Annotated in this window: 17 protein-coding genes and 1 pseudogene; 13 read left to right on the top strand and 5 right to left on the bottom strand. The window is 63.8% G+C overall.

Translation table 11 applies throughout. The annotated features are described in order from the left end of the window. Positions 1–341: 341 nt before the first annotated feature. The 5 genes from HDG33_RS03310 (at position 342) to HDG33_RS03330 (ending at position 7,325) form a co-directional block, all read left to right on the top strand. Complete coding sequence (locus tag HDG33_RS03310) at positions 342–1,268, top strand: ABC transporter substrate-binding protein (RefSeq protein WP_184022573.1); 927 nt, start codon at positions 342–344, stop codon at positions 1,266–1,268. Then, a complete protein-coding gene (locus HDG33_RS03315) occupies positions 1,268–2,878 on the top strand; it encodes an amino acid ABC transporter permease/ATP-binding protein (protein ID WP_184022575.1) in 1,611 nt (536 codons plus the stop codon). The genes HDG33_RS03310 and HDG33_RS03315 overlap by 1 nt, the downstream gene beginning before the upstream one ends. Before the next feature lie 64 nt (positions 2,879–2,942). Further along, positions 2,943–4,193: an acetamidase/formamidase family protein gene (locus tag HDG33_RS03320; protein WP_184022577.1), complete on the top strand. Its 1,251-nt coding sequence runs from the start codon at positions 2,943–2,945 to the stop codon at positions 4,191–4,193. A gap of 271 nt (positions 4,194–4,464) precedes the next feature. Next, positions 4,465–6,846 (top strand): acetamidase/formamidase family protein, encoded by a 2,382-nt coding sequence (locus HDG33_RS03325; RefSeq protein WP_184022579.1) that lies wholly within the window; start codon positions 4,465–4,467, stop codon positions 6,844–6,846. 77 nt (positions 6,847–6,923) lie between these two features. Beyond that, positions 6,924–7,325 (top strand): RidA family protein, encoded by a 402-nt coding sequence (locus HDG33_RS03330; RefSeq protein WP_184022581.1) that lies wholly within the window; start codon positions 6,924–6,926, stop codon positions 7,323–7,325. Positions 7,326–7,372: 47 nt separating this feature from the next. Here the strand turns inward: HDG33_RS03330 and HDG33_RS03335 are convergent, their stop codons facing one another. Further along, positions 7,373–8,137: a DeoR/GlpR family DNA-binding transcription regulator gene (locus HDG33_RS03335; RefSeq protein ID WP_184022582.1), complete on the bottom strand. Its 765-nt coding sequence runs from the start codon at positions 8,135–8,137 to the stop codon at positions 7,373–7,375. A gap of 337 nt (positions 8,138–8,474) precedes the next feature. On the opposite strand from HDG33_RS03335, the gene HDG33_RS03340 reads away from it, so the two are divergent. The 6 genes from HDG33_RS03340 (at position 8,475) to HDG33_RS03365 (ending at position 14,628) form a co-directional block, all read left to right on the top strand. Next, positions 8,475–9,467, top strand: a complete 993-nt coding sequence (locus tag HDG33_RS03340) for a 2-keto-3-deoxygluconate permease (protein WP_184022584.1) — start codon at positions 8,475–8,477, stop codon at positions 9,465–9,467. Between the two features lie 2 nt (positions 9,468–9,469). Then, entirely contained in the window at positions 9,470–10,804 is a 1,335-nt protein-coding gene (locus HDG33_RS03345; protein ID WP_184022586.1) for a four-carbon acid sugar kinase family protein, read from the top strand. Further along, complete coding sequence (gene pdxA / locus HDG33_RS03350) at positions 10,801–11,802, top strand: 4-hydroxythreonine-4-phosphate dehydrogenase PdxA (protein ID WP_184022588.1); 1,002 nt, start codon at positions 10,801–10,803, stop codon at positions 11,800–11,802. The genes HDG33_RS03345 and pdxA overlap by 4 nt, the downstream gene beginning before the upstream one ends. Before the next feature lie 21 nt (positions 11,803–11,823). Then, the gene (locus tag HDG33_RS03355) at positions 11,824–12,426 is read left to right on the top strand and encodes a TetR/AcrR family transcriptional regulator (RefSeq protein WP_184022590.1); all 603 of its coding nucleotides are present in this window, start codon (positions 11,824–11,826) and stop codon (positions 12,424–12,426) included. A 100-nt stretch (positions 12,427–12,526) separates the two neighbouring features. After that, positions 12,527–13,681 (top strand): alcohol dehydrogenase, encoded by a 1,155-nt coding sequence (gene yqhD, locus HDG33_RS03360; protein ID WP_184022592.1) that lies wholly within the window; start codon positions 12,527–12,529, stop codon positions 13,679–13,681. A gap of 41 nt (positions 13,682–13,722) precedes the next feature. Then, the gene (locus HDG33_RS03365; protein WP_184006960.1) at positions 13,723–14,628 is read left to right on the top strand and encodes an NAD(P)-dependent oxidoreductase; all 906 of its coding nucleotides are present in this window, start codon (positions 13,723–13,725) and stop codon (positions 14,626–14,628) included. Between the two features lie 247 nt (positions 14,629–14,875). Here the strand turns inward: HDG33_RS03365 and HDG33_RS03370 are convergent. Then, positions 14,876–15,815: pseudogene (locus HDG33_RS03370) on the bottom strand (mechanosensitive ion channel family protein); the annotation flags it as partial. A 15-nt stretch (positions 15,816–15,830) separates the two neighbouring features. Here HDG33_RS03370 and HDG33_RS03375 point away from each other — a divergent pair. Together HDG33_RS03375 and HDG33_RS03380 are read left to right on the top strand one after the other, a co-directional pair. Next, on the top strand, positions 15,831–16,031 hold the full coding sequence (locus HDG33_RS03375) for a FitA-like ribbon-helix-helix domain-containing protein (RefSeq protein ID WP_184022834.1): 201 nt from the start codon (positions 15,831–15,833) through the stop codon (positions 16,029–16,031). 59 nt (positions 16,032–16,090) lie between these two features. Next, entirely contained in the window at positions 16,091–16,381 is a 291-nt protein-coding gene (locus HDG33_RS03380) for a hypothetical protein (protein ID WP_260330298.1), read from the top strand. Between the two features lie 516 nt (positions 16,382–16,897). Here the strand turns inward: HDG33_RS03380 and HDG33_RS03385 are convergent. The 3 genes from HDG33_RS03385 to HDG33_RS03395 form a co-directional block, all read right to left on the bottom strand. Beyond that, positions 16,898–18,082: a porin gene (locus tag HDG33_RS03385; protein WP_090800656.1), complete on the bottom strand. Its 1,185-nt coding sequence runs from the start codon at positions 18,080–18,082 to the stop codon at positions 16,898–16,900. A 61-nt stretch (positions 18,083–18,143) separates the two neighbouring features. Further along, on the bottom strand, positions 18,144–20,579 hold the full coding sequence (locus tag HDG33_RS03390; protein WP_184022594.1) for a glycoside hydrolase family 31 protein: 2,436 nt from the start codon (positions 20,577–20,579) through the stop codon (positions 18,144–18,146). A 19-nt stretch (positions 20,580–20,598) separates the two neighbouring features. Beyond that, the gene (locus HDG33_RS03395; RefSeq protein WP_184022596.1) at positions 20,599–21,885 is read right to left on the bottom strand and encodes an MFS transporter; all 1,287 of its coding nucleotides are present in this window, start codon (positions 21,883–21,885) and stop codon (positions 20,599–20,601) included. Positions 21,886–22,224: the final 339 nt, after the last annotated feature.

The raw sequence follows: 22,224 nt of genomic DNA on the forward strand, positions 1-22,224 counted from the left end.
GGAATCAGTATGTGCACGTCAAATCGCCGGCGTGCTACTTCCCGCGCGAAGCGCAAATACCCGCCGCCACGCTGCAGGCGGGGACGGCGTCATCGCATTGAGTACGACGCATTGCGCCCGGCAGTCGAAGTGTCCAGCTTGCCGGGTGCGCTGCCAACTCGACTGGCCGAGCAACACCATCGACCCGCTCGCGACGCTGATGTCCTGCTTCGCGCCCGTGCAAGCATTTGGGCGCGCTGGAACAAGTCCACGGAATTTCGTTCACCTACCCTTGGTTTCGTGCGATGCAACGAGGCGTACATAGGGTGGGCCTTTGACATCTGCCGTTCAGGAGTATGGGGATGAACACAAATACTGTCGGTCATGGACGTGGCATGCCGCGCGCAGGCGGTTTTGGTCGCCGCTGGCGCGAGCTGCTTCTCGGCGCTGCCAGTCTGCTGGCGCTGCTGATGTCGGGTCACGCTCAAGCCGCCGCGCCGGTTCCCGCCGAGTGCGCCGCGTTGCAGGCGAAATACCCGCAATTCAAGGGCAAGACGCTGATCAACGCGATCAACCCGCACACGCCGGGTTACGAAGCGCTGGACCCGAACGATCCGACCAAATACATCGGCTTCGACATCGATCTCGGCGAGGCGATCGGCAATTGCCTCGGCTTCAAGATGGCGTACAAGCCTGTCGCGTTCTCGGCGCTGCTGGCGACGCTGCAAAGCGGTCAGGCCGACATCGTGATCTCCGATATCTATGCGACCGAGGAGCGCGCGAAGGCGGCGGACTTCATCACCTATTCGAAAGTGTTCGACGGCGTGCTGGTTGCGAAGGGCAATCCGAAGAAAATCAGCGGCATCAACCAGACGATGTGCGGCACGACTGCTGCGGAGAACACCGGTTACGTCGAAGTGCCGCTGATCCAGAAGCTCGCACCGCTTTGCAAGGCGGCGAACAAGCCGGAAGCCGCCGTGCAGCTGTACGACAACAACGCGAACGCAATCCAGGCGATTCTCTCAGGCCGCGCCGATACGTACATCAACGACGTCAATACGGTGGACCAGGCGGTCAAGGCGTATCCGGGCCAGCTCGAAAAGGCCAATGCGGTGACACTGCCGTATTCGATCGGTATCGGCGTACCCAAAACGAATCCGGCAATGCGCGCGGCGGTAATGGCGGCGCTCGTCGCCATCCAGAAGTCCGGCACCCAGACCGAGCTGCTGAAGAAGTGGTCGCTTGGTGCTGAAAATCTCGAAACTCCCAAGCTGATTGCCTCGAACTGATGAATTTGTTCCTGCACTATGTCGGCCTGCCGTATCTGTTAAGCGGCATCGGCTTCACCATCGCAGTCACGCTCCTCGGGCTGGCAGGCGGTCTGATCGTGGGACTGGTGCTCGCGAGCATGCAGCTGAGCAAGGTGGGGCCGCTTGCCGCCATTGCACGCGGCTACACGGTGATTTTTCGCGGAACGCCGCTGATCCTGCAACTCGTGTTCGCATACGACGCGCTGCCGCACATCGGTTTGAAGTTGAGCGCGATGGGCGCCGCGGGTCTCGCGCTTGCGGCGAACGAAGGGCCGTTCATCGCGGAAATCCTGCGCTCCGGCGTGCTCGGCGTCGACCGTGGGCAAGTTCTTGCGGCGCAGGCGCTCGGCATGACGCCGACCGTGTTGCTGCGCCGTGTGATCGCGCCGCAGGCGATCCGCACCATGGTGCCGGCGCTCGGCAACGAATCGGTCAGCGCGCTGAAGAACTCGTCGCTGGCCTCCGTGATCGCGGTCGACGAACTGACCTTGCGCAGCACGCAACTCGCGTCGTCGACGTTTGATTTCTTCTCGATCTTCTTTGCGTCCGGGCTGATGTATCTCGTGCTGACCGGCTTGATTGCCGCGATCCAGCTATTCGCCGAAACCGCGCTCGATCTCGATCGCAGTCCGTCCGGACGGTTTGCGCGACTGCTGCCGTGGCGCCGGGCCGCGCTCGCCGTGGAGCCCTCCGCCGCGAGCGCGACGCTATCCGTCGGTGTGCCGCTCGACGCCGCGCCCGTGCCGGTTGCGCGCAAGGCCCATGCGGAGCGCGCAAGCCGCTACGAGCTATTGCAGAAGCAGAAAGCGGCGGTGCAGGTGAAAGGGCTGAGCAAGCGTTACGGCAAGCAGACGGTACTCGACGGCTTCGACCTCACGGTCCGCTTCGGCGAGGTCATTGCGCTGCTCGGGCCGAGCGGATCGGGCAAAAGCACGCTGCTGCGCTGTATCAATCACCTGGAGCAGTGGGATGCCGGCGAAATCCGTATCGGCGGCAAGCGCATCGGTTTTCGGGTCGACGGTCAGCCAATGACACAGGGCGACCTCGCCAACGAGCGAGCGAGTGCCGGCGTCGGCATGGTGTTCCAGCATTTCAATCTATTCAGCCATCTGACGGCGTGCGAGAACATCGCCGGGCCGCTGCGCTGGGTACACGGGATGCCACCGGCCGACGCCGAGCGCCGCGCGCGCGAACTGCTCGAACGCGTCGGCCTCAGTCATCGCGCGGATGCGTTGCCGCGACATCTGTCGGGCGGCCAGCAGCAGCGCGTCGCGATTGCCCGCGCGCTGGCGCCGAATCCTCGCGTGCTGCTGCTCGACGAACCGACCTCCGCGCTCGACCCCGAACTCGTCGGCGAGGTACTCGACGTGATTCAGCGGCTCGTGGACGAAGGCGGCCTGACCATGATCATCTCCACGCACCAGTTGCGCTTTGCCGATCAGGTCGCCGATCGCGTCGTGTTCATGAGCGGCGGCGCGGTGGTCGAACAGGGACCCACGCATGAAGTGCTCACCCAGCCGCGCCATCCGTTGACAGCTCGATTTCTGAGCGTGATGGGCGCGGACGACCGGCTCGAAGTCGCGTCTTGACGGCGCACGCCATTCAGCATCGCCCGGCCGTTCGTGCCGGGCGTCTTACGAGGTTCGAACAGACATGAAGCACCATACACTCCCGGTTTCGCCTGAAACGGTTCACTGGGGTTACTTCAGCAAACAGGTCGCGCCCGCGTTGACGCTGCGTTCCGGGGACCGGGTCACCATCGAGACGCTGACCCACCATGCGAACGACGACCACGAACGGATGGTCGCGGGCGACCCCGGCGCCGAAAGCATTTTTCAGTGGACTCGCGAGCACAAGGCCATGCCGCGCCGGGGCGCCGGGCCAACCGATGGACCGTTTACGCTCGGCTCGGGCGAAGGTGTCGGCGTGCATCTGCTGACCGGGCCGGTCGCGATCGAAGGGGCCGAGCCGGGCGACGTGCTCGAAGTGCGAATCCTCGACGTGCGCCCGCGGCCGAGCTGCAATGCGTGCTATCGCGGCCGTTGTTTCGGTTCGAATGTCGCCGCATCGTGGGGCTTTCATTACCACGATCTCATCGAGGAGCCGAAGCCCCGTGAAGTCGTGACGATCTTCGAGCTCGATACCTCGGGCGAGCCATTTGCGCGTGCGGTCTACAACTACGTATGGACGCCGCAAACCGACCCGGACGGCGTGGTCCACGCGATGATCGATTACCCGGGCGTCAAGGTCGACCCTACGCTGGTGAACAAACGTGAGAACATCCTGCCGAACGTGAAGGTGCCGGCCAGGCTGCATTTCGGCACGATGGGGCTCGCGCCGGCGGAACTCGACTATGTCAGCTCGATTCCGCCCAGCTACACCGGCGGCAATATCGACGATTGGCGCGTCGGAAAAGGTGCGCGGATGTATTACCCGGTCGCGGTCGAAGGCGCATTCTTTTCTGTCGGCGATCCTCATGCAGCGCAGGGTGACAGTGAACTTGGCGGTACGGCGATCGAAACCTCGCTCACCGGCGACTTCGAGTTCGTGCTGCACAAGAAGAATGACCTCGGCGGCACGATTCTCGAAGGCCTCACGCACCCGATGCTGGAAACCGACGACCAATGGTCGGTGTACGGATTCACTTTCGCCAACTACCTGGCGGAACTCGGCCCGGCCGGACAGACCGAGGTGGCACAGCACGCGAGTCTCGACAAGGCAATGCGCGACGCGTTCCGCAAGCTGCGCCGGTTCCTGATGACCGTGCACAGGCTAAGCGAGGATGAGGCCATTGCGCTGATGTCGGTCGCCGCGGATTTCGGCGTCACACAAGTGGTCGACGGCAATTGGGGTGTGCATGGATCAATTCGCAAGAACGTCTTTGTCGGCGGCGCCGGCCGCTGAGACGTCCCGCTCGGGCCGCAGGCGATTCGCCGCGCGGGTGCGCGGGCGTCCCGTATGCGTCAGGTCGGTGCACAAGGGCGTTGCTGGTGCCTGCGCGCGCAATCATCGCGGTCGGGCGGCCACCGGCGCTCGGGGCGCCGCGCCCTCGCGATGCACCCGACCCGAGTTGGTGCGGTTATTGCTTTTTTGGGCGACCCGTACCGCTCGTCGAATCTGTCCTCGGGTAGCGGGCGTTGCGCTCGTGCGACGGGCGTCTGTTCTGGAGTCAACGTTGGATTTGCTGCGCTTTACTACCGAGTCCTATTCGGAGGCCGAACGGCTTCGCGCGTGGGTTAAAGCGCTTGACACGATGGGGTGGCGTAGCGGTGCGATTGCTTCTGTGCGGGCGTTGCGTGGCACGATCGTCGCGCAGCGCTCGCCCGGCGGTTTCGATCTGGGCTTGCTGGCGTCGGTGGCGCAGACGCTCGAACCGAGTGCTGCCAGTGGCGACGGCGTGCTGATTGTGCTGCACCTTGACGGTGTGGCGACGCTGCAGGCCAACAGCGGACGTCAGCCTCTGGCAGTGAACGACCTCGTCTTTCTGCCGTCGGGCGAAGGCGCCTCGCTGCTCTTCGCGACCGATTTCCGCGCTTTTGTCGCGCGTGTACCGCGCTCGGCGATCAGGGGGCGGCTGTTTGCAGCGTCGATGAACGCCGGCCGGATCGCCGGAGATGCCGGTGTCGGGCATGTGTTTTCCGGTTTTCTTGCGTCGCTTGCGGAAGGCGTGGAGACGTTGTCCGCCAACGACCTGCGTCCGCTTGAGCTCGCGCTGGTCGAGTTTCTGGTGGCGATTCTGTCCGTGCAACAGCGCGAAACGCCGATTAGCGGACTGACATCGTCACAGGCGGCCATCTTCTCGCGCGTGTGCCGCAGTATCGATGCGCAACTGGGCGACCCCAACATCAGTCTCACGCGTCTCGCCGCAGAGGAGCGCGTCTCGCAGCGCTACCTGCAAAAGCTGTTCGAAACTGCCGGCCAGAGCTTCTCCACGTATTTGCGACTCAGCCGCCTTGAACGCTGCAGGGCTGAACTCGTCGATCCGCTCCACGAAAAGACGTCGATTTCGGATATCTGTTTTCGTTGGGGCTTCAACGATCCCGCGCATTTCAGCCGTGCGTTTCGCGAGCAGTACAAGACGTCGCCGCGCGCCTTCCGTCATGAAGCGAGCCTCGATCTGGCCCGGCGTGTGGTGCAGCGCATTTCGCGCGGATTGCCGCTCAACGCGGATGCGCTGCTGGTTCCCGCGAAAGCGTCGTCGCGCGAAGCAAAGCTCGACTCTGCCGGTGCGATCGTGGCCAGTCGCCCCGTCGACACTCGAACCGGCCCGAGGCAGGCAATCAGCAGCCGGTCCGGCAAGCCGCGCCACCATCTGTTGCGTGCAACGGCCAACACGGTACATTGGGGCTATTTCTCACACGACCTGAAGCCGGTGCTCGAAGTCGACAGCGGCGATAGCGTGACGATCGAGACACTGACGCAGCATGCGTCGGACGACTGGGCGCGTATGGTGGCCGGCGATCCAGGCGCTGAAAGCGTGTTCCACTGGACCGCCGAGCGCAAAAACGTGAACCGGCGCGGCGCCGGACCGATCGACGCATCGATCTACGGTCGAGGCGCCGGCGAAGGGTTTGGGGTGCATATCTGCACCGGCCCGATTGCGGTACGTGGCGCCGAGCCGGGCGACATACTGGAAGTCAGGATCCTCGAGGTGCATCCGCGGCGCTGCGCGAATCCGCAATTCAGCGGGCGGACGTTCGGCAGCAATGCGGCCGCGTGGTGGGGTTTCCATTACCGTGAATTGTTGACCGAGCCTAAACCGCGCGAAGTCGTCACGATTTATGAACTCGACGCAGAGCCCCGGCCGGACCAGGGCACGCCCTTTGCGCGCGCGGTCTACAACTACCGCTGGACGCCGCAACGCGATCCGTTCGGCGTCGTGCATCCGACCATCGACTATCCGGGCGTTCCTGTCGATCATTCCACCGTCGAGGAGAACTATGGAATTCTCAAGGGCGTCAAGATTCCGGTGCGCCCGCATTTCGGCCTGATCGCGGTCGCGCCGCAACAGGACGGTCTCATCGACTCGATTCCGCCGTCCGCGTTCGGCGGCAACCTGGACAACTGGCGCGTCGCGCAGGGTGCGAGCGTCTATCTGCCGGTGGGGGTTCCCGGCGCATTGCTGTCGGTCGGGGATCCGCACGCATCGCAGGGCGATTCCGAGCTATGTGGGACGGCGATCGAATGCTCGCTGACCGGCGAGTTCCAACTGATATTGCACAAGAGAGCGACTTTGACCGGCCAACCGTACGCGGATCTCACGTATCCGCTCGTCGAAACCGCCGACGAGTGGGTGCTGCATGGCTTCAGTCATGCTAACTATCTGGCTGAATTCGGCACGCACGCGCAGAGCAAGGTCTACGAGAAGTCGACGCTGGATCTCGCGATGCGTGACGCGTTCATCAAGACGCGCCGCTTTCTGATGACGACCAAGGGCCTTACCGAAGACGAAGCAATCTCGTTGATGTCGGTCGCAGTCGACTTTGGTGTGACACAGGTCGTCGACGGCAACTGGGGTGTGCACGCGATCATCCGCAAGGCCTTGTTCGCGGAGTAAATCATCTTGTCGTGCGTGCGCGATCGGTCTGCCGAAGCGGTGCGCACGGTGCTTTCCTTTTTCCGGAGTTACCTCGAATGGATGTATCTACAAAATTCTGGATGGTCGAGGGCGGCCCGACACCGGTAGGCCCTTTCTCCCATGCAACCGAGCACGACGGCTGGGTGTTTCTCACCGGCCAGATGCCGACGTCGCCGGAGGATGACAACGCACCGCTTCCCGAAGGCGTGGCCGCCCAGACGACACGAGTGATGGACAATCTGATACTGGTGATGAAGGGGATGGGTCTGGGCCTCGAACATGTCCTTTCGGCGCGGATTTTCCTGACCGAATTCAAACGGGATTACGCGGCGATGAACGCCGTCTATGCAGCTTATTTTCCGACTGGGAGATTGCCGGCGCGGACCTGCATCGGCGTAACCGGATTGGCGCGTGACGCGCTCGTCGAAATTGACTTCATTGCTCGCAGGCCGAGTTGAACAGCGACTCGATGCAGCCGTTATACCTGGCAGTCAATGTGCCCATGCTACCGCGCCGTCTCGACGGTCACCTCGCCGTGCAACAGGAATGAGGCCATCTCAGGTGCGTCGCGACGGGCGTCGGTCACGAGCGTCCACTCGCGGTCGAGCGGTGTCCAGTGTTGCTGGCTTGCGCGGTCCAACTTGTGCGAGGTGACCAGTACGAAGAGTTGGGCAGCCTGCCTGATGACGCATTCCTTCAGGTAGGCCTGCTCCGCTGACGCCTCGCAGAGGCCTCGGTCAGCCACCACGCCGTCCGCGCCGAGAAATGCCTTGTCGACCGACAGGCGGCTCAAGGCAAGCTGCGCAAGCGGGCCGAGCGTGCTCATGCTGGTGGGACGCAGATCGCCGCCGATCAGCGTGACGGGCACTTCGCTCGCAGCGAGCGTGTTGACGGCCAACAGATTGTTGGTCACAACGCGAACCTCGCGACGGCCGGCGAGCAAACGTGCCATTGCCGCGGTGGTGGTGCCGCCGTCGAGAAAGATGGCGTCGCCATCCTGCACATGGCTCACGGCCACGCGCGCGATGGCCTCCTTTTGCTCGCGAAAACTCTCGCGGCGGCTATCGAGCGATTCCTCGGGTTCGTGAATACCGAGCGAAGCGGCCGCGCCTCCGTAGGTGCGCACGATGCGCCGTTCGTCGGCGAGCGCGCGCAGGTCGCGGCGAACCGTCGCCTCGGACATGCGGAAGTGCTCGCACAACGCGCTGACGTCGGTCATGCCGGAGAGGACGGCCTGCAGCATTGCCTCGCGGCGGTTCGTAACTTTCATGGGAGATGGCTTGCCTGGGTGGTGCGCCGTGTAAAGGCGTCGAATCGCGTAAGTGTAATCAAACGGGCTGGCGGGGCAATGGGGCGGGGCAGGCAGGTGTGCGCCGCGCGAATGTGCCCGCCTGCGGCGGCAGGCCCGCTGCGTCAAATTGACTGAAGTGATTGAATCGATCAATTCAGGCGGCAAGCCCATCGCCCCCAATCATTTTCAAAATGCCGGCTGTAAAAAGGGCTGTTCCAGAAATATTTGCGCGAAGCGGAGGGCGGGCGTACACTCATAAATGATTGAATCGATCATTAAAGTGATCATATCGATCACAAACAACCGTGAGACAACTATGGCCCAACTACCCATCAAGCGCGCAATCGAACGCGTACCCGGCGGAATGATGATCGTCCCGCTCCTGCTCGGCGCAGTCATCGCCACCTTTCTGCCGGGCATGCCGAAATTCTTCGGCTCCTTCACGAATGCGCTGTTTACGGGTGCGTTGCCTATCCTTGCTGTGTTCTACGTGTGCATGGGCTCGTCCATCGATATCAAGGCGACGCCCTATCTGCTGAAGAAGGGCGGCGCGCTGTTTGCCGCGAAGGTGGGGACGGCGATTGTCGTCGGTTTCGTGCTGGGCCATTTTCTTGGCGAGATGCCCGTCTCCTCCGGACTGTTCGCCGGCATGTCGACGCTCGCGGTGGTCGCCGCGATGAACGACACCAACGGCGGCCTCTACATGGCGTTGATGGGGCAATATGGTCAATCTGAAGACGTCGGCGCGTACACGATCATGTCGCTCGAATCCGGCCCGTTCCTCACCATGGTCACGCTCGGCGTGGCCGGGCTTTCGGCGTTTCCCTGGCAGACGCTGGTCGGCAGCGTCCTGCCGTTGGCGGCCGGCATGCTGCTTGGCAATCTCGACCGGGAAATGCGCGCCTTTCTTGGCCGCGCCGTGCCGGTCATGATTCCGTTCTTCGCGTTGGCGCTCGGTGCGAGCCTCGACCTGCACAAGGTATGGCAAGCGGGCCTGCTGGGCATCGGCCTCGGCATTGCCGTGGTGATCGTCACGGGCATTCCCCTTTACCTGACCGATCGGCTGACGGGCGGCACGGGTGTCGCTGGGGTGGCGGCCGCCAACACGGCGGGCAACGGCGCGGCGGTGCCCGCGCTGATCGCCGCGGCCAATCCGGTCTACGCTGAAGCCGCCAAAAGTGCGACGCTGCTGGTTGCCGCGTGCGTGGTCGTGACGGCCATCGTCTCGCCCATGCTCACCGCGGCTGTCGCAAAGCGTGTCGCCACGCGCACGGAAGCGAGAGACTCGACCGTCGGAGCGACACGTTGAGCATGACCAAACTTCTGATCGTCGCCGACGACCTGTCCGGCGCCGCCGATTGCGCGATTGCCTTCGCCGCTGCTGGTCTGCGCACGGCGGTGAGCCTCACGGCGGCGCAGGCGATGCCGCACGCCGAAGTGATCGCGGTGGATACTGACACGCGCCGTATGTCGCCCGCTGACGCGGCACGTTGCACGGGCGCGGCGTGGCAGGTATGCGGCGCGCCGGCCTGCCGGTTGTACAAAAAAATCGATTCCACCTTGCGCGGCAACTGGGCCGCCGAAGTCGCCGGCTTGCAGCCGCTCGCGGGGCTCGCCATTGTCGCGCCGGCTTACCCGGCAACCGGGCGTACTGTGTGTGACGGCCGGGTCTTCGTGCGCGGCATTCCGCTCGAAGAGACCGAAACCTGGCAGCTCGAACACGCTGAACGTTCTGCCGATCTCGCGAGGATGCTGGAGTCCGCGGGCCTCACCACGGCGCTGTTGAGGGTCGCGGCGCTGCGCGGCGATCGGCAGGCGTTGCGCGAGACCATCGGCACAATGACGCGCGGCGGCATGCAGGCGCTGGTCGTCGATGCGCAAACCGATGCGGACCTCAGGGCGCTCGCCGAGGCCACGGCGTCGCTGGACGGCGCGTTCTTCTGGGTCGGCTCCGGCGGACTGGCTCGCGAGCTGGCTTTGGTGAGCGGCCAGTCCTCGCCCGCGCCGGACCAAAACGCGGCGCCGTCGCAGATGTACCGGCAGGACGGCGCGGTGCTGATTCTGGTCGGCAGCCTCTCGGCGGTCTCGGAGCAGCAATGCGCGATGCTGCGCGAGCGTGCGGGCATTGCCGAGATCGTGGTGCCGCCCGCCTTGCTGCGAGACGCCGAGCGGCATCCGCAATGGCCGGACTGGCAGGCCCGCGTGGCCGCTCACCTTGGCGAACGCACCGATCTGCTGCTGCGAATCGGGCGCGACGAAGCGTTCAATCCGGCCGAAGGTGCGCATCTGTCGAAGGCGCTGGCGGCGCTCGTTGCGCCATCGTTTGCGCATCTCAGCGGACTGATCGCCACCGGCGGCGAAACTGCGCGCGCGATGCTGAGCGCGGTCGGTATCGCCAGTTTGCAATTGCTATCGGAGATCGAGCCGGGCGTCGCGGTAGCGCGTCCGCATGGCCGCGAGCATCTCAGGATTGTCACCAAGGCCGGCGCATTCGGCAGCGCGCATGCGCTGTACGGCGCTTACCTTCATCTGAGGAGCGCGACCGACTCCGCGCGCGGCGGGCCGGAAGTCAGCAGCCCGGCCGGCCCCTCCACACCCTCAACGGTTTGCAACACGAGCCCACGGAATTCAGCCAGAACACTATGAGCAACTACCTTCCTGTCATCGGCATCACGATGGGCGACGCAGCCGGCGTGGGTCCCGAGATCGTGGTCAAGAGCCTGACGCACGAGTCGGTCTATCAGCAGTGCCGCCCGCTTGTCATCGGCGATGCGGCACGCCTCGAACGCGCGAATGAGATTCTCGGCGGCAGCGCCACGGTGCGTCGTATCGAGAAGGCGTCGGAGGCCCGCTATGAGTCGGGGACCATCGAGTGTATCGACCTCGCGCTGATTCCCGTCGACCTGCCATTTGGCAAGCTCTCGGCACTCGCGGGCGACGCCGCCTACCGCTACATTGCGCGCGCGGTCGAGCTGGCAAAAGCCGGCGAGATCGACGCGATCTGCACGGCGCCCTTGAACAAGGAGGCGCTTCACGCAGGCGGTCACAAGTATCCTGGCCATACCGAGATGCTCGCATATCTCACCGGCATCGACGAAGTCTCGATGATGCTCGTCGCGCCTAAATTGCGCGTGATTCACGTGACCACGCACATTGGCATCATCGATGCGATTCGCAAGATCGAGCCGGGCCTCGTGCAGCGCACGATCGAACGCGGTCATGCGACGCTCGTGAAGGCCGGCATCGCCAATCCGCGCATCGCCGTGTGCGGCATCAATCCGCATGCGGGCGAGAACGGCCTGTTCGGTTACGGCGAGGAAGAAGAAAAGATCGTTCCCGCGGTGCAGCGTCTTCGCGAGCGAGGCTGGGACATTGAAGGTCCGTTGCCTGCCGACACGCTTTTCTTCCGCGCCGGACGCGGCGATTTCGACCTGGTGGTCGCGATGTATCACGATCAGGGTCACGGTCCGGTCAAAGTTCTTGGGCTGGAGGCGGGCGTCAATGTGACGGTCGGTCTGGATGTGATCCGCACCTCGGTCGATCACGGCACGGCGTTCGACATCGCCGGCAAGGGCATTGCCGATGAGCGCAGTCTCCTCGAAGCCTTGCGTCAGGGCGCCGAGCTCGCCACGCGGCGAGCCTGAGACGCGGCGATGGGAGCACCTGTGCGCAGAACCGCGGACTTTCACCAGAAGCTGCTGGAGGCCGGCGTCGCGCTGTTTGCCGAAACCGGTTATCACGGCACTGGCGTAAAGGACATCGTTGCGCGCGCCGGCGTGCCGAAGGGTTCGTTCTACAACTACTTCGACAGCAAGGAAGCGTTTGGCGCGGCGATCCTGCGTCACTACGCGGACGAGCAGGCGGCAGAGTGGCAGCAGTACTCGATCGAAGCGGATGCGCCTGATCCGCTGCTCGCGCTACGCGGCATCTACGAGCGCATGGTGGCCGACTACGAGGCTTGTGAAGATCGTTGCGGATGCCTGTTAGGCAATTTTGCCGGCGAGATCGCGCAGTCGAGCGATCTGTGCCGTCGTGCGGCGCGCCTGACGGTCGACGAATGGCGCATGCGTTGTGCGGAGTACCTGCGCCGAGGACAGGAGTTCGGTTCGGTGCGCCGCGATCTTCCGGCTGAAGCAATGGCAGACCTTTTCTGGAACACGTGGGAAGGCAGCCTGTTGCGGATGAAGCTGGAGGACTCGGTCGAACCTTTGAAGGCCTGTGTGCATTCGATGTTCGATCTGTTTTTCAAGTCCCGGCAATCACAGTAAGCGAGGTCGGCGCGCCGGGCGGCGCGCAGTCGCTCTGCGGTGCGCGGTTTGTCCGCAGTTGAGACGACCGGTCATATCAATGCAGGAAAGCAAGGTCCCCATGCAAAACTTCATCTTCCACAATCCAACTCGCATTCTGTTCGGCGAAGGCCAGATCGCCGCACTCGACACCGAGGTGCCGCCCAACGCGCGCGTGATGATCACATGCGGCGGCGGCAGCATCAAGAGCAATGGTGTGCTCGCGCAAGTACAGGCAGCGCTCGGCGAGCGTCCCTATTTCGTGTTCAGCGGCATCGAGCCCAATCCCACCTACGAAACCTTGATGCAGGCGGTCGAGCTGGCACGTGAGCGCGACCTCGACTTTCTGCTCGCAGTCGGCGGCGGCTCGGTGATCGACGGCACGAAGTTCATCGCGGCCGCACTGAAGTTCGACGGCGAGCCGTGGGACATCCTCGCGAAACAGGTCGAAGTGCGCGACGCGATGCCGTTCGGCAGTGTGTTGACGTTGCCGGCCACGGGTTCCGAAATGAACAACGGCGGCGTGATCAGCCATCGCGCGAAAGGCGACAAGCTGCCGTTTCGCAGCGATGCAACCTATCCGCGATTTTCCGTGCTCGATCCGGTTACGACCTACTCGCTGCCGCCGCGGCAGATCGCCAACGGCGTCGTCGACGCATTCGTTCATGTCGTCGAGCAGTACCTGACCTATCCGGTCGATGCGAAAGTGCAGGACCGCTTTGCTGAAGGGCTGTTGATCACGCTGACCGAAGTGGGTCCGCAGGCGCTTGCCGAGCCGCACAACTATGCCGTGCGCGCCAACCTCATGTGGACCGCGACGCTCGCGCTCAACGGCCTGATCGGCGCAGGCGTGCCGCAGGACTGGGCGACTCACATGCTCGGCCACGAAATCACCGCGCTGCACGGGCTCGATCATGCGCAGACGCTCGCGATCGTGCTGCCGGCCATGCTGAGCGTGCGACGGCAACAGAAGCACGCCAAGCTGCTGCAATACGCGGAGCGCGTCTGGAACATTACCGAGGGTAGCGAGGACGAGCGCATCAGCGCGGCGATCACGGCAACCCGCGTGTTCTTCGAGCGCATGTCGCTCGGGACCCGGTTGCGCGACTATCAGATTGGCGGCAGCTCCATCGGCACGCTGATCAACAAGCTCGAAGAGCACGGGATGACGGCGTTGGGCGAGCACGGCAACGTGACGCTCGAAGTCAGCCGCCAGGTCTATCAACTTGCAGTCTGAGCGATCCCGTGTCCGCTTGACTGTTCTCCTGGATTATCACCATGAAGATTGGATTCGTAGGTCTTGGCTCGATGGGCGCCGCAATTGCGATGAACCTGATCGAGTCGGGGCATGAGGTGCATGTTTTCAACCGCACGGCCGCGAGGGCGGAGCCTTTGCGCGCCGCTGGCGCACGGGTCGCCGCAAGCCCGGCGCACGCCGCAGAGTCGGCTGACGTCGTTTTCACGATGGTCGCCGACGATGCCGCGCATGCCGCCGTCACGTTCGGCGAGGCCGGTATTGCTAACGCGCTGCGACCGGGCGCGCTGCATATCTCGATGAGCACGATTAGCGTGGCGGCCGCGCAGGATCACGCGGCGCGCTACCGCGAAGCGGAGCTCCCTTTCGTGTCCGCACCGGTATTCGGACGGCCCGACGCCGCTGCGGCCCGCAAGCTCTTCATCATGGCCGCGGGCGAGGACACGCATCTCACCGTCGCGGTCCCGCTTCTCGAGCAACTCGGACAGTCGGTCGGCATCGTCGGCACGGATCCTTCGCAGGCGAACCTTGTGAAGCTGATCGGCAATTTCATGCTGTCCGCGATCATCGAGACTTTGGGCGAGGCCTGTGCGGTGGCCGGCAAGGCGGGCATCGACCCGATGCGCCTCGTCGAATTGCTGACGAGCGCGAACTTCAACGCGCCGCCGTACAAGATCTACGGCCCGTTGATCGCGTCCCAGCAGTTCCAGCCGCCGGGTTTTTCGTTGCCGCTCGGCCAGAAGGACAACCGTCTGATGCTGGCGGCCGCCGAGGCGCTGGGTGTGCCGTTGCCGCTGGCGAGCCTCGTGCGTGACCGCTTCCTGACCTTGCGTTCGCAAGGGATGGGCGCCGCGCACGACTGGTCGGCGGTAGCGTTGTGTGCGTTGTCCGATGCGGGCATGAGCAAGCCGGTCCACTTCCCGACCTAGCCGCCTCGCGGCTGATTCGGCGGTCTTCAAATCGAGAAGCCGGGTTATGGGCAGTCGCGCTGTGAGAAATCGCACTGCCCGCAAGACAGTCGGGCCGCTGAAGCGAAGGCGGTGGTGATGAACGGCGCAGAGGGTGGGTCTGGCGGTGTCGCGCGGTCCGACAGGTAAGCATGGAGAGACATTCGTCGAACACACCCTGATCCCGCCTGGTTTCTTAACCTCCGGCTCATTCCTGCTCCGATGAACGCTAGACCAATGAGCTGGTTGTGGCAGAGGCGGCGCGACTCTGGTGATGCAGATTCCCGACCATAACGGTTTGCGGCTTCGACAGCGGGATCTTCGCCGCACGTAATCGCTTGAGGATCTCGAACAGCAGATCGCTCTTGATATCCCCCGTGATCCTGGGGCTGCGGACATAGCCGGTGACGCTCAGCGTAATGCCGTCGGGCGTCAGTTGACTGAACATGACGGACGGCGCCGGATGGTCGAGAATCGACGGGTGCGCCTGACAGGCACCCAGCAGAAGATCGCGAACCTGTTCAGGATCGGTGTCCAGTGGACAGGTGAGCGTGAGCGTCGTCACGCCCTGGGTACGGTCTCCCATCGTCACGTTCCGCAGGTTCTGCGAGATCAAATGAGAGTTGGGGACGATGACCGTCGAGCGGTCAGCCAGTTGTATTTCGGTCGCGCGCACGTTGATGCGCCGGATGTCTCCCTCGACGCCGCTGATACCGACCATGTCCCCGACCTTGACCGGACGCTCGGTCAACAGGATCAGCCCCGAGATGAAATTTTTCACGATTTCCTGCAACCCGAAGCCGATGCCGACCGATAGCGCGCTGACGATCCACGCGATTGGCCCATCTGACACCGAGTACCGGGAGTGTGAGCAGGGCGATCAGCACATAGCCGAGATTGACAAACAGGGTAAGGAGCGATGCCCGCATTCCCGCACCCATACCGGTCTTTGGCAGGAATTCGTTGTCGAGCCATCTGCGCACGGACCGGATCAGATACAGCCCCAGCCCGAGTGTCAGGATGGCGTTCAGCATGTGGGCGGGCACGATGGTCAGGTTGTGCAGACGGTCGCCACCGAATATGTCGAGTAGGCTGTTGAAGAGATCAGTCGGCGTCGTGCCAAAGCCGCCGGTTAGCAGCGCAACCACCGTGATGACGAGTAGCAAGCTGTTGGCAAGGCGCGTCTGCGCGTTCAGGCGCAGCATGGACGGTCAATGGAGGACGAGGCCCGGGACATTCTCCACGCGGCGCTATCGACCGAATCCATCTGCGGTCAGCATGACCTGGCTGAATGGATCCGGAACCGGATCGAGCCGTTCTGTGGCATCGACCTGGAATTGCCGTCACGCGAGGCGATTCGGGGACGAGTGGACCTCGGCGCCTGATTCTTCTTGACACGAACGTTCTGTCTCAGACGTTGAAGCCTGTGCCAGACGTCAGGGTAATGGCGTGGCGTGGCGCACAGCCGCGCGCGGCGCTTTTTACGACGACGGTAACCCGTGCCGAAATCCGCTACGGGCTGCATCTGCTGCCAGACGGTTCCCGCAAGGGTGCTCTTGCTACTGCGGTCGATGCGATTTTCGTCGAGGATTTCGCGGGCCGGCTTCTCGCGTTCGACAGCGATGCCGCGGACGCAAACGCAAGGATGGCGGGGTCGCGCGAAAGCGCGGGCAGACCAATCAGCCAGTTCGACGCCATGATCGCTGCCCGTACACACTCAGAGGGGCGGCGCTGACCACGCGCAATGTGAAGGATTTCACCGGGTGTGACATAGCCGTCGTCGGTCCGTGGGCGCAGTCCTGAATCGGGATTCGAACCGTCTTTCGGCGAGCCGAAATCGGGAATCGGGGCATCCCAGACAGCGAAAAAACCGGTTTTTTTAATATGGGTAGAAGTATGGGTAATGGAAAGGTGTTTTTCCAGGTCCTTGCTGGTAAAGGCTTTCCCGGCGGTTTGGCATCCCTCCGTCTCCGCCAGCAATGGTGGCGAAACCCCGCAGAGTCTAGGCTCTGCGGGGTTTTTGTTTTTCCGCGCCTTGATTTTGATCTCGCTCGATACTTCAGCGATGTCGGCGGCATTCCCAGCCCTCCAGCGTGTGACCACGTCCTACGTGAATAGGCAGGTCTGCTGATCAATGCATGGCGCCGTTAGCCCGCCACGCTGGTCCGCAGAAAACCGCGCCAGATCCGGCGCGGCAGGCAAGGAGTCCGCATGACTGATCCCGTCGTGCCGCTGACCGAGACCGCCTCGCTTAGAACGCGTGCCGCAACCCCACCATGCCGACGAACTGAGACGGACCCGATGACGGCGTCGTGTTCTGCGAGTCGCCGACCACCGCGACCGCGTCGGCGATGGTCACACCGCTGCCCGACGAGATCAGCGACTTGCCGCCTGCATGCTGATAGGCCTCGAGCGCGTACAGCGTGGTGCGCGTCGACAGGTTGTAGGTCTGTTCGAGCGAGATCTGATGATAGTGCGCCGGATCGCTGATGCCGTTCGCCTTGCTTGCCTGGGTGAAGCTATAGCCGCCGCCGACCGTCACGCTCGGCGTGATCCGGTACGTCGCGATCGCACCGTACGTGTTGAACACGGCCTTGTCGAAGAACAGCGAGCCGTGGCCCGGCGCGTACTGCACATTCGAGTAGTTGAGGCCCACCATCAGATCGTGCCACGTATAGCGACCCGCCGCGGCGAACAGTTGCGCGCTGCGCGCGCTCGCGTAACCGTTGTTGACAGGCGAGTTGATCGCGAAGCTGCCGAGCGCCGCGCTCGTCGAAATGTCCTTCAGCTTCACGTAGCCGGCTGCGAGCGACACGGGCTGGAAGTCATAACGCAGCGCCGCGCTGAACAGGCTGCCGTTCGCGACGCTGCCGGGCACGCCGCCGAGACCATACTGCGCGCTTGCCTGCAGGCCCCCGATCGTCGGCGATAGGTAGGTTACCGAATTATTGAAGCGCAGCGTCGTGTCGAGGGCGTCGAGATCGCCGGGGTGCGCGCCGGTCGCGCCGGTCAGCACGCCGGTCGGTCCGAGCGCGCCGACCATCTGGAAGTAGGGTGTGTACTGGCGGCCGAGCGTCACCGTGCCGTAGCGGTCGTTCGCGAGGCCGACATAGGCCTGGCGATTGAACAGGTAGCCCGCGGTGCTTTGCGCGCCAGTCAGCGAATTGAAGCCGCTCTCGAGTCGGAAGATCGCCTTCGTGCCGCCGCCGAGATCTTCCGAGCCGAGGAAGCCGAACTTGCTCGCCTGCAGGTTGCCCTGGCTCATATAGAAATTCGAATGCCCCTTCTGGTTGCTGGCATAGGCGAACGCATTGTCGACGACGCCATACAGCGTGACGCTGCTTTGCGCCGATGCGCTGGTGGACAACGCGGTGCCCGCGAACGGCAGGCAGCAGAGGACGAACGCGCGGGTGCGCGCGCGCTGGTTTATTTTCATGATTGGGATGTCTCCAGACTGATGGGACGGCCTGATCCCTCAGGCCGGTGCGGTGTGTTGTTCAGTGCGGCACCGAAATCGTCAGGCAGCGCCAGCCGTCCGCGGTGTGATCGGTGACGAGCGTGCCGTTAGCGCAGACGACCGCGCGTGTTTCGCGCATCGGCACGAACACGCGCACTTGCGGCTGCACGCGCGGCATCCATTGCGAACGCTCGAGCGTCACCCGCAAAGTGTTTGCGTCGCCCGTCAGCGTGACGTTCCAGCGGCCTTGCTCGCCGTTGCGCCAGGCTTCGGTCTCGCCGTCGTCCTCGATCGAGCCGCCTTGCGCGGTGCCCGCGTCGGCATACGGCACCGCGAGGAATGCGCGTTCGTCGGCGGGGCGGCCAAAATGCTGCTCGGCGATGTTGAGCGGAATCACGCTGCCTTCACGCAGCAGGAACACCGGCCGCTCGAACGGCGCGGGCAACGTGACGGTCTGGCCGCCGTCGAACGTTTCGCCGCTCCAGTACGACACCCAGCGCGAACCGGCCGGTAGATACACGGCGCGCGTGCTCTGGCCCGGATCGACCACTGGCGCGACCAGCATCGACGAGCCGAGCATCATGTCGTCGCCATCGACGAGGCAGCGCGGATCGTGCGGAAACTCCGCGAACAGCGGCCGCAGCACCGGCTCGTACGCGCTATGCGATTGCCACAGCAGCTCGTAGAGATAAGGGATCAGGCGATAGCGCAGCTTGATCAGGTCTGCCACGTGCCGCGTGACTTCGGGATGCATCCACGGCTCGTTGACGGTGCCGTCGTCGTTCCACGAGTGAATCGAAAAGCGCGGCAGGAAGATGCCGAACGCGACCCAGCGCGCGAACAGCTCCGGCTCCGGGGCCGGACCCGAGAAGCCGCCGATGTCGTGACCGCTATTCGACACGCCCGACATCGCGAGCCCGAGACCCATCTTCAGATTGAAGCGCAGCGTTTCCCACGACGTATAGTTGTCGCCCGACCACGTCTGCACGTAGCGATGCATGCCGACGCCGCCCGAGCGCGACACGAGGAACGGGCGCCTGTCCGGCGCGTGCTCGCGCTGCGCGTCGTGCGACGCGCGCATCATCAGCTGCGTCTGCAGCACCTTCGCATGGTGTGCCGGATACGGCTTGCCGAAGCCGCGCGCGATCGCATGCGGCGACCAGATCTCGAACTCGTTGTTGTCGTTCCAGGTGGCCGCGATGCCGTATTTGAGCAGTGCGTCCTTCACGCGAGCTTTCCACCAGTCGATCGTCGCGGGATTCGTGAAGTCGAGGTACGCGCCGACTTCGTCCCAGAACTGCACCCATGCGGGATCGCCATCGGGCGCTTCGATCAACAGGCCGGCGTGGGCGACGTCGTCGAACGCTGGGTGGTCTTGCAGCAGACACGGCTTGATGTTCGCGCACAGACGCACGCCGTGATCGAGATAGCTCCGCACGAAGCCGTCGATGTCCGGAAACTTGTCGTGATTCCAGTTGAACACGTAGCGCTTCGGCCCGATCGACGTATAGCCCGACGACAGATGAAACGAATCGCACAGCACGTCGTGTTCGCGGCAACGCTCGATGAATTCGCCCATCTGCTTTTGCGCGTCCGGCGCGTCGGTATAGCTCATCGTCGAGCCCGAGTAGCCGAGGCCCCACTTCGGCATCCACGCGGGACGTCCGGTGAGCCACGTGAAGCGGCGCACCGCGTCGAGCGGCGAGCCGGGCGATGCGATGAAGTAGTAGTCGAGATCGCCATGCTCGGCGATGAAGTGCCGATAGTGACCGTGATAGTTGTCGAGCTCGCGGCCCATGTCGAAGCGGCAATCGGCGAGCGTGTCGTAGAACAGGCCGAAGCCCGTCGACGTCTGCGGCTGCCACGTCACGTAGAACGGGATGTGCTTGTACAGCGGGTCCGTGGTGCGCGCGCTGTAGCCCATCGCGTCGATGTTGCGCATCTCGTAGCTTTGCTGCGCGCGATCGAGCGAGCCGGCACGCTCGCCGAGGCCCACGTACATTTCGTCGCGGCGCCGCTCGACGTAGTGATAGATGCGCGAGTCCCACCAGCCGAAGTTGTACGCCTGGGTCTTGCGATCGCTCATCACGCGATGCCACTTGCCTTCGTGCAGGATGTCCCAGGCGCAGGCGCCGCCATCGAGCGCCACGCTCACGCGCACGCGCGCCGTTTCGATCACGATGTGACCGGCTGCTTCGTTCACCGTGAACAGCGGCGGCGTGAAGCCGCTCAGGTCGCGGCGCTCGCGGCCATCGAGCGGCACGTCGTCCATCCCGGGCGCGATCGCCCATGTGCGCGGGCCGCGCGTTTCGCCGTCCGGCAGCACGAGCACGCGGATGATGTCCTCGGCGAGCACGAACAGCTCGATGCGGCAATTCGGCTGCGCGCTTAGCACGACCGGGTTGGCCGCCGGGTTGCCAGCGTGAGGGACGAGCGCGAAGCGCGGCGGATGTTTGAGATTGATCTGTGAACGCATGATGAGTCTTCGAGGAAGGTCAGGCAGCAGTGTTGACGCTCAGTTCGGCGCGGCGCGCGCGGCCGTGGCGCGGCACACCGCGCATCAGGATGATCAGCAGCGTCGCGCCGATGATGTCGAATGCGCCGAGCGCACCGAACAGCGGCGTGTAGCCGATCGAATCGGCGAGCGCGCCGACCATCAGCGAGAAGCCGAGGCCGCCGATCCACGCGGCCATGCCCGCGAAGCCGGCGACGGTGCCGACTTCGCCCGGATCGAATACGTCGGCGGCGAGCGTGTTGACGAGCGCCGAGATCATCTGGTGCGCGAAGCCGCCGACGCAGAAAAGGGCGATGGCCTGGTAGGGCGACGCGACGAGACCGATCGATGCCGGCCCGATCATCATCAGCGCGCCGAGCACGACGCCCGAGATGCGCGACCAGATCAGCGGCACGCGAAAATGCTTCATCAGGAATGGCGACAGATAGCCGCCGAACAGACCGCCCAGGTCCGCGGCGAGAAACGGCAGCCACGCGAACATCGCGATCTGCTTCAGATCCATATGACGCTGCGTGGCGAGATAGAGCGGAATCCAGAAGCTGAACGTCTGCCACGCGGGCTCGGCGAAAAAGCGCGCTTGCGCGATCGCCCAGAAGCGGCGCGTGCGCAGCACTTCACGCACGCTCGCGCGGCGCGCGGCGGGCGGTGCCTGGCCTTCGACGATCGCGGCGCGCTCGGCATCGCTCACGCGCTTGTGCTCGGCGGGCGAGCGGTACAGCACGAACCATGCGGCGGCCCACACGAAGCCGAGCGCGCCAGTCACTGCGAACGCGCTCTGCCAGCCGTAGCGCAGCGACAGGAAAACGACGAGCGGCGGCGCGAGCAGCGAGCCGAGCGAGGTGCCCGCATTGAAATAGCCGACCGCGACGGATTTCTCGCGATCGGGAAACCATTCGGCGACGACCTTCATGCCGGCCGGAATCGCGACCGCTTCGGACAGGCCCATGAAGCCGCGCAGCGCCGCGAGCGAAAGCCAGCTGCCCGCGAAACCGTGGAACACGCCGGTCAGTGACCACAGGCACGCGAACAGCGCGAAGCCGAGGCGCAGGCCGATCAGATCGATGATCAGGCCGCAGACGGGCTGCATCACCGTATAGCCGACCTGGAACGCGCCGACCACGTACGAGTACTGCCGCGTGTTCATGTGCAGCAGTTTCATCAGCTCGGGCGCCATCACCCCGAGCGCGTTGCGCGACAGATAGTTGACGATCGTCCCAACGCACACGAGGGCGATGATCCACCAGCGCAATCCCTTGATCGTTTTCAAAATCAGTCTCCGTGGCGCATTGAGCGGTTGCTTCCGACGCAGTGCTCGGGTATGCGCGAATTCGAACATTTATTGGTTTTCGATGGCAGTCATCCTATCACTTGGAAACGACCTGGATATCCGGGGAAACCATAGTTGTTGCCACGTTTTTCCTTGATTTTTTGGGATAATTTGATATTTTTTTGCCTGGTATCGGAGTGGTGATCGGATGACTGTGGTGAAAAATATCGAACAGATATGTTCTTTCGAACTTTAAAGTGTTCGTTTTCGGGATGTCAGCCAGGCCGCGAGCCGGCGCCCGCGCGGAGGGTGCTTTTTCACCGCCGTCTGGCGTGTGTA

It is taken from the genome of Paraburkholderia sp. Cpub6 (assembly GCF_014201065.1).
Lineage (GTDB): Bacteria > Pseudomonadota > Gammaproteobacteria > Burkholderiales > Burkholderiaceae > Paraburkholderia > Paraburkholderia tuberum.

Excerpts from the sequence above, each read along its gene's own strand:
- HDG33_RS03310 (WP_184022573.1), top strand. The coding sequence starts at position 342 with ATGAACACAAATACTGTCGGTCATGGACGTGGCATGCCGCGCGCAGGC.
- HDG33_RS03315 (WP_184022575.1), top strand. The coding sequence starts at position 1,268 with ATGAATTTGTTCCTGCACTATGTCGGCCTGCCGTATCTGTTAAGCGGC.
- HDG33_RS03320 (WP_184022577.1), top strand. The coding sequence starts at position 2,943 with ATGAAGCACCATACACTCCCGGTTTCGCCTGAAACGGTTCACTGGGGT.
- HDG33_RS03330 (WP_184022581.1), top strand. The coding sequence starts at position 6,924 with ATGGATGTATCTACAAAATTCTGGATGGTCGAGGGCGGCCCGACACCG.
- HDG33_RS03335 (WP_184022582.1), bottom strand. The coding sequence starts at position 8,137 with ATGAAAGTTACGAACCGCCGCGAGGCAATGCTGCAGGCCGTCCTCTCC.
- HDG33_RS03340 (WP_184022584.1), top strand. The coding sequence starts at position 8,475 with ATGGCCCAACTACCCATCAAGCGCGCAATCGAACGCGTACCCGGCGGA.
- HDG33_RS03345 (WP_184022586.1), top strand. The coding sequence starts at position 9,470 with ATGACCAAACTTCTGATCGTCGCCGACGACCTGTCCGGCGCCGCCGAT.
- pdxA (WP_184022588.1), top strand. The coding sequence starts at position 10,801 with ATGAGCAACTACCTTCCTGTCATCGGCATCACGATGGGCGACGCAGCC.
- yqhD (WP_184022592.1), top strand. The coding sequence starts at position 12,527 with ATGCAAAACTTCATCTTCCACAATCCAACTCGCATTCTGTTCGGCGAA.
- HDG33_RS03365 (WP_184006960.1), top strand. The coding sequence starts at position 13,723 with ATGAAGATTGGATTCGTAGGTCTTGGCTCGATGGGCGCCGCAATTGCG.
- HDG33_RS03380 (WP_260330298.1), top strand. The coding sequence starts at position 16,091 with ATGGCGTGGCGTGGCGCACAGCCGCGCGCGGCGCTTTTTACGACGACG.
- HDG33_RS03385 (WP_090800656.1), bottom strand. The coding sequence starts at position 18,082 with ATGAAAATAAACCAGCGCGCGCGCACCCGCGCGTTCGTCCTCTGCTGC.
- HDG33_RS03390 (WP_184022594.1), bottom strand. The coding sequence starts at position 20,579 with ATGCGTTCACAGATCAATCTCAAACATCCGCCGCGCTTCGCGCTCGTC.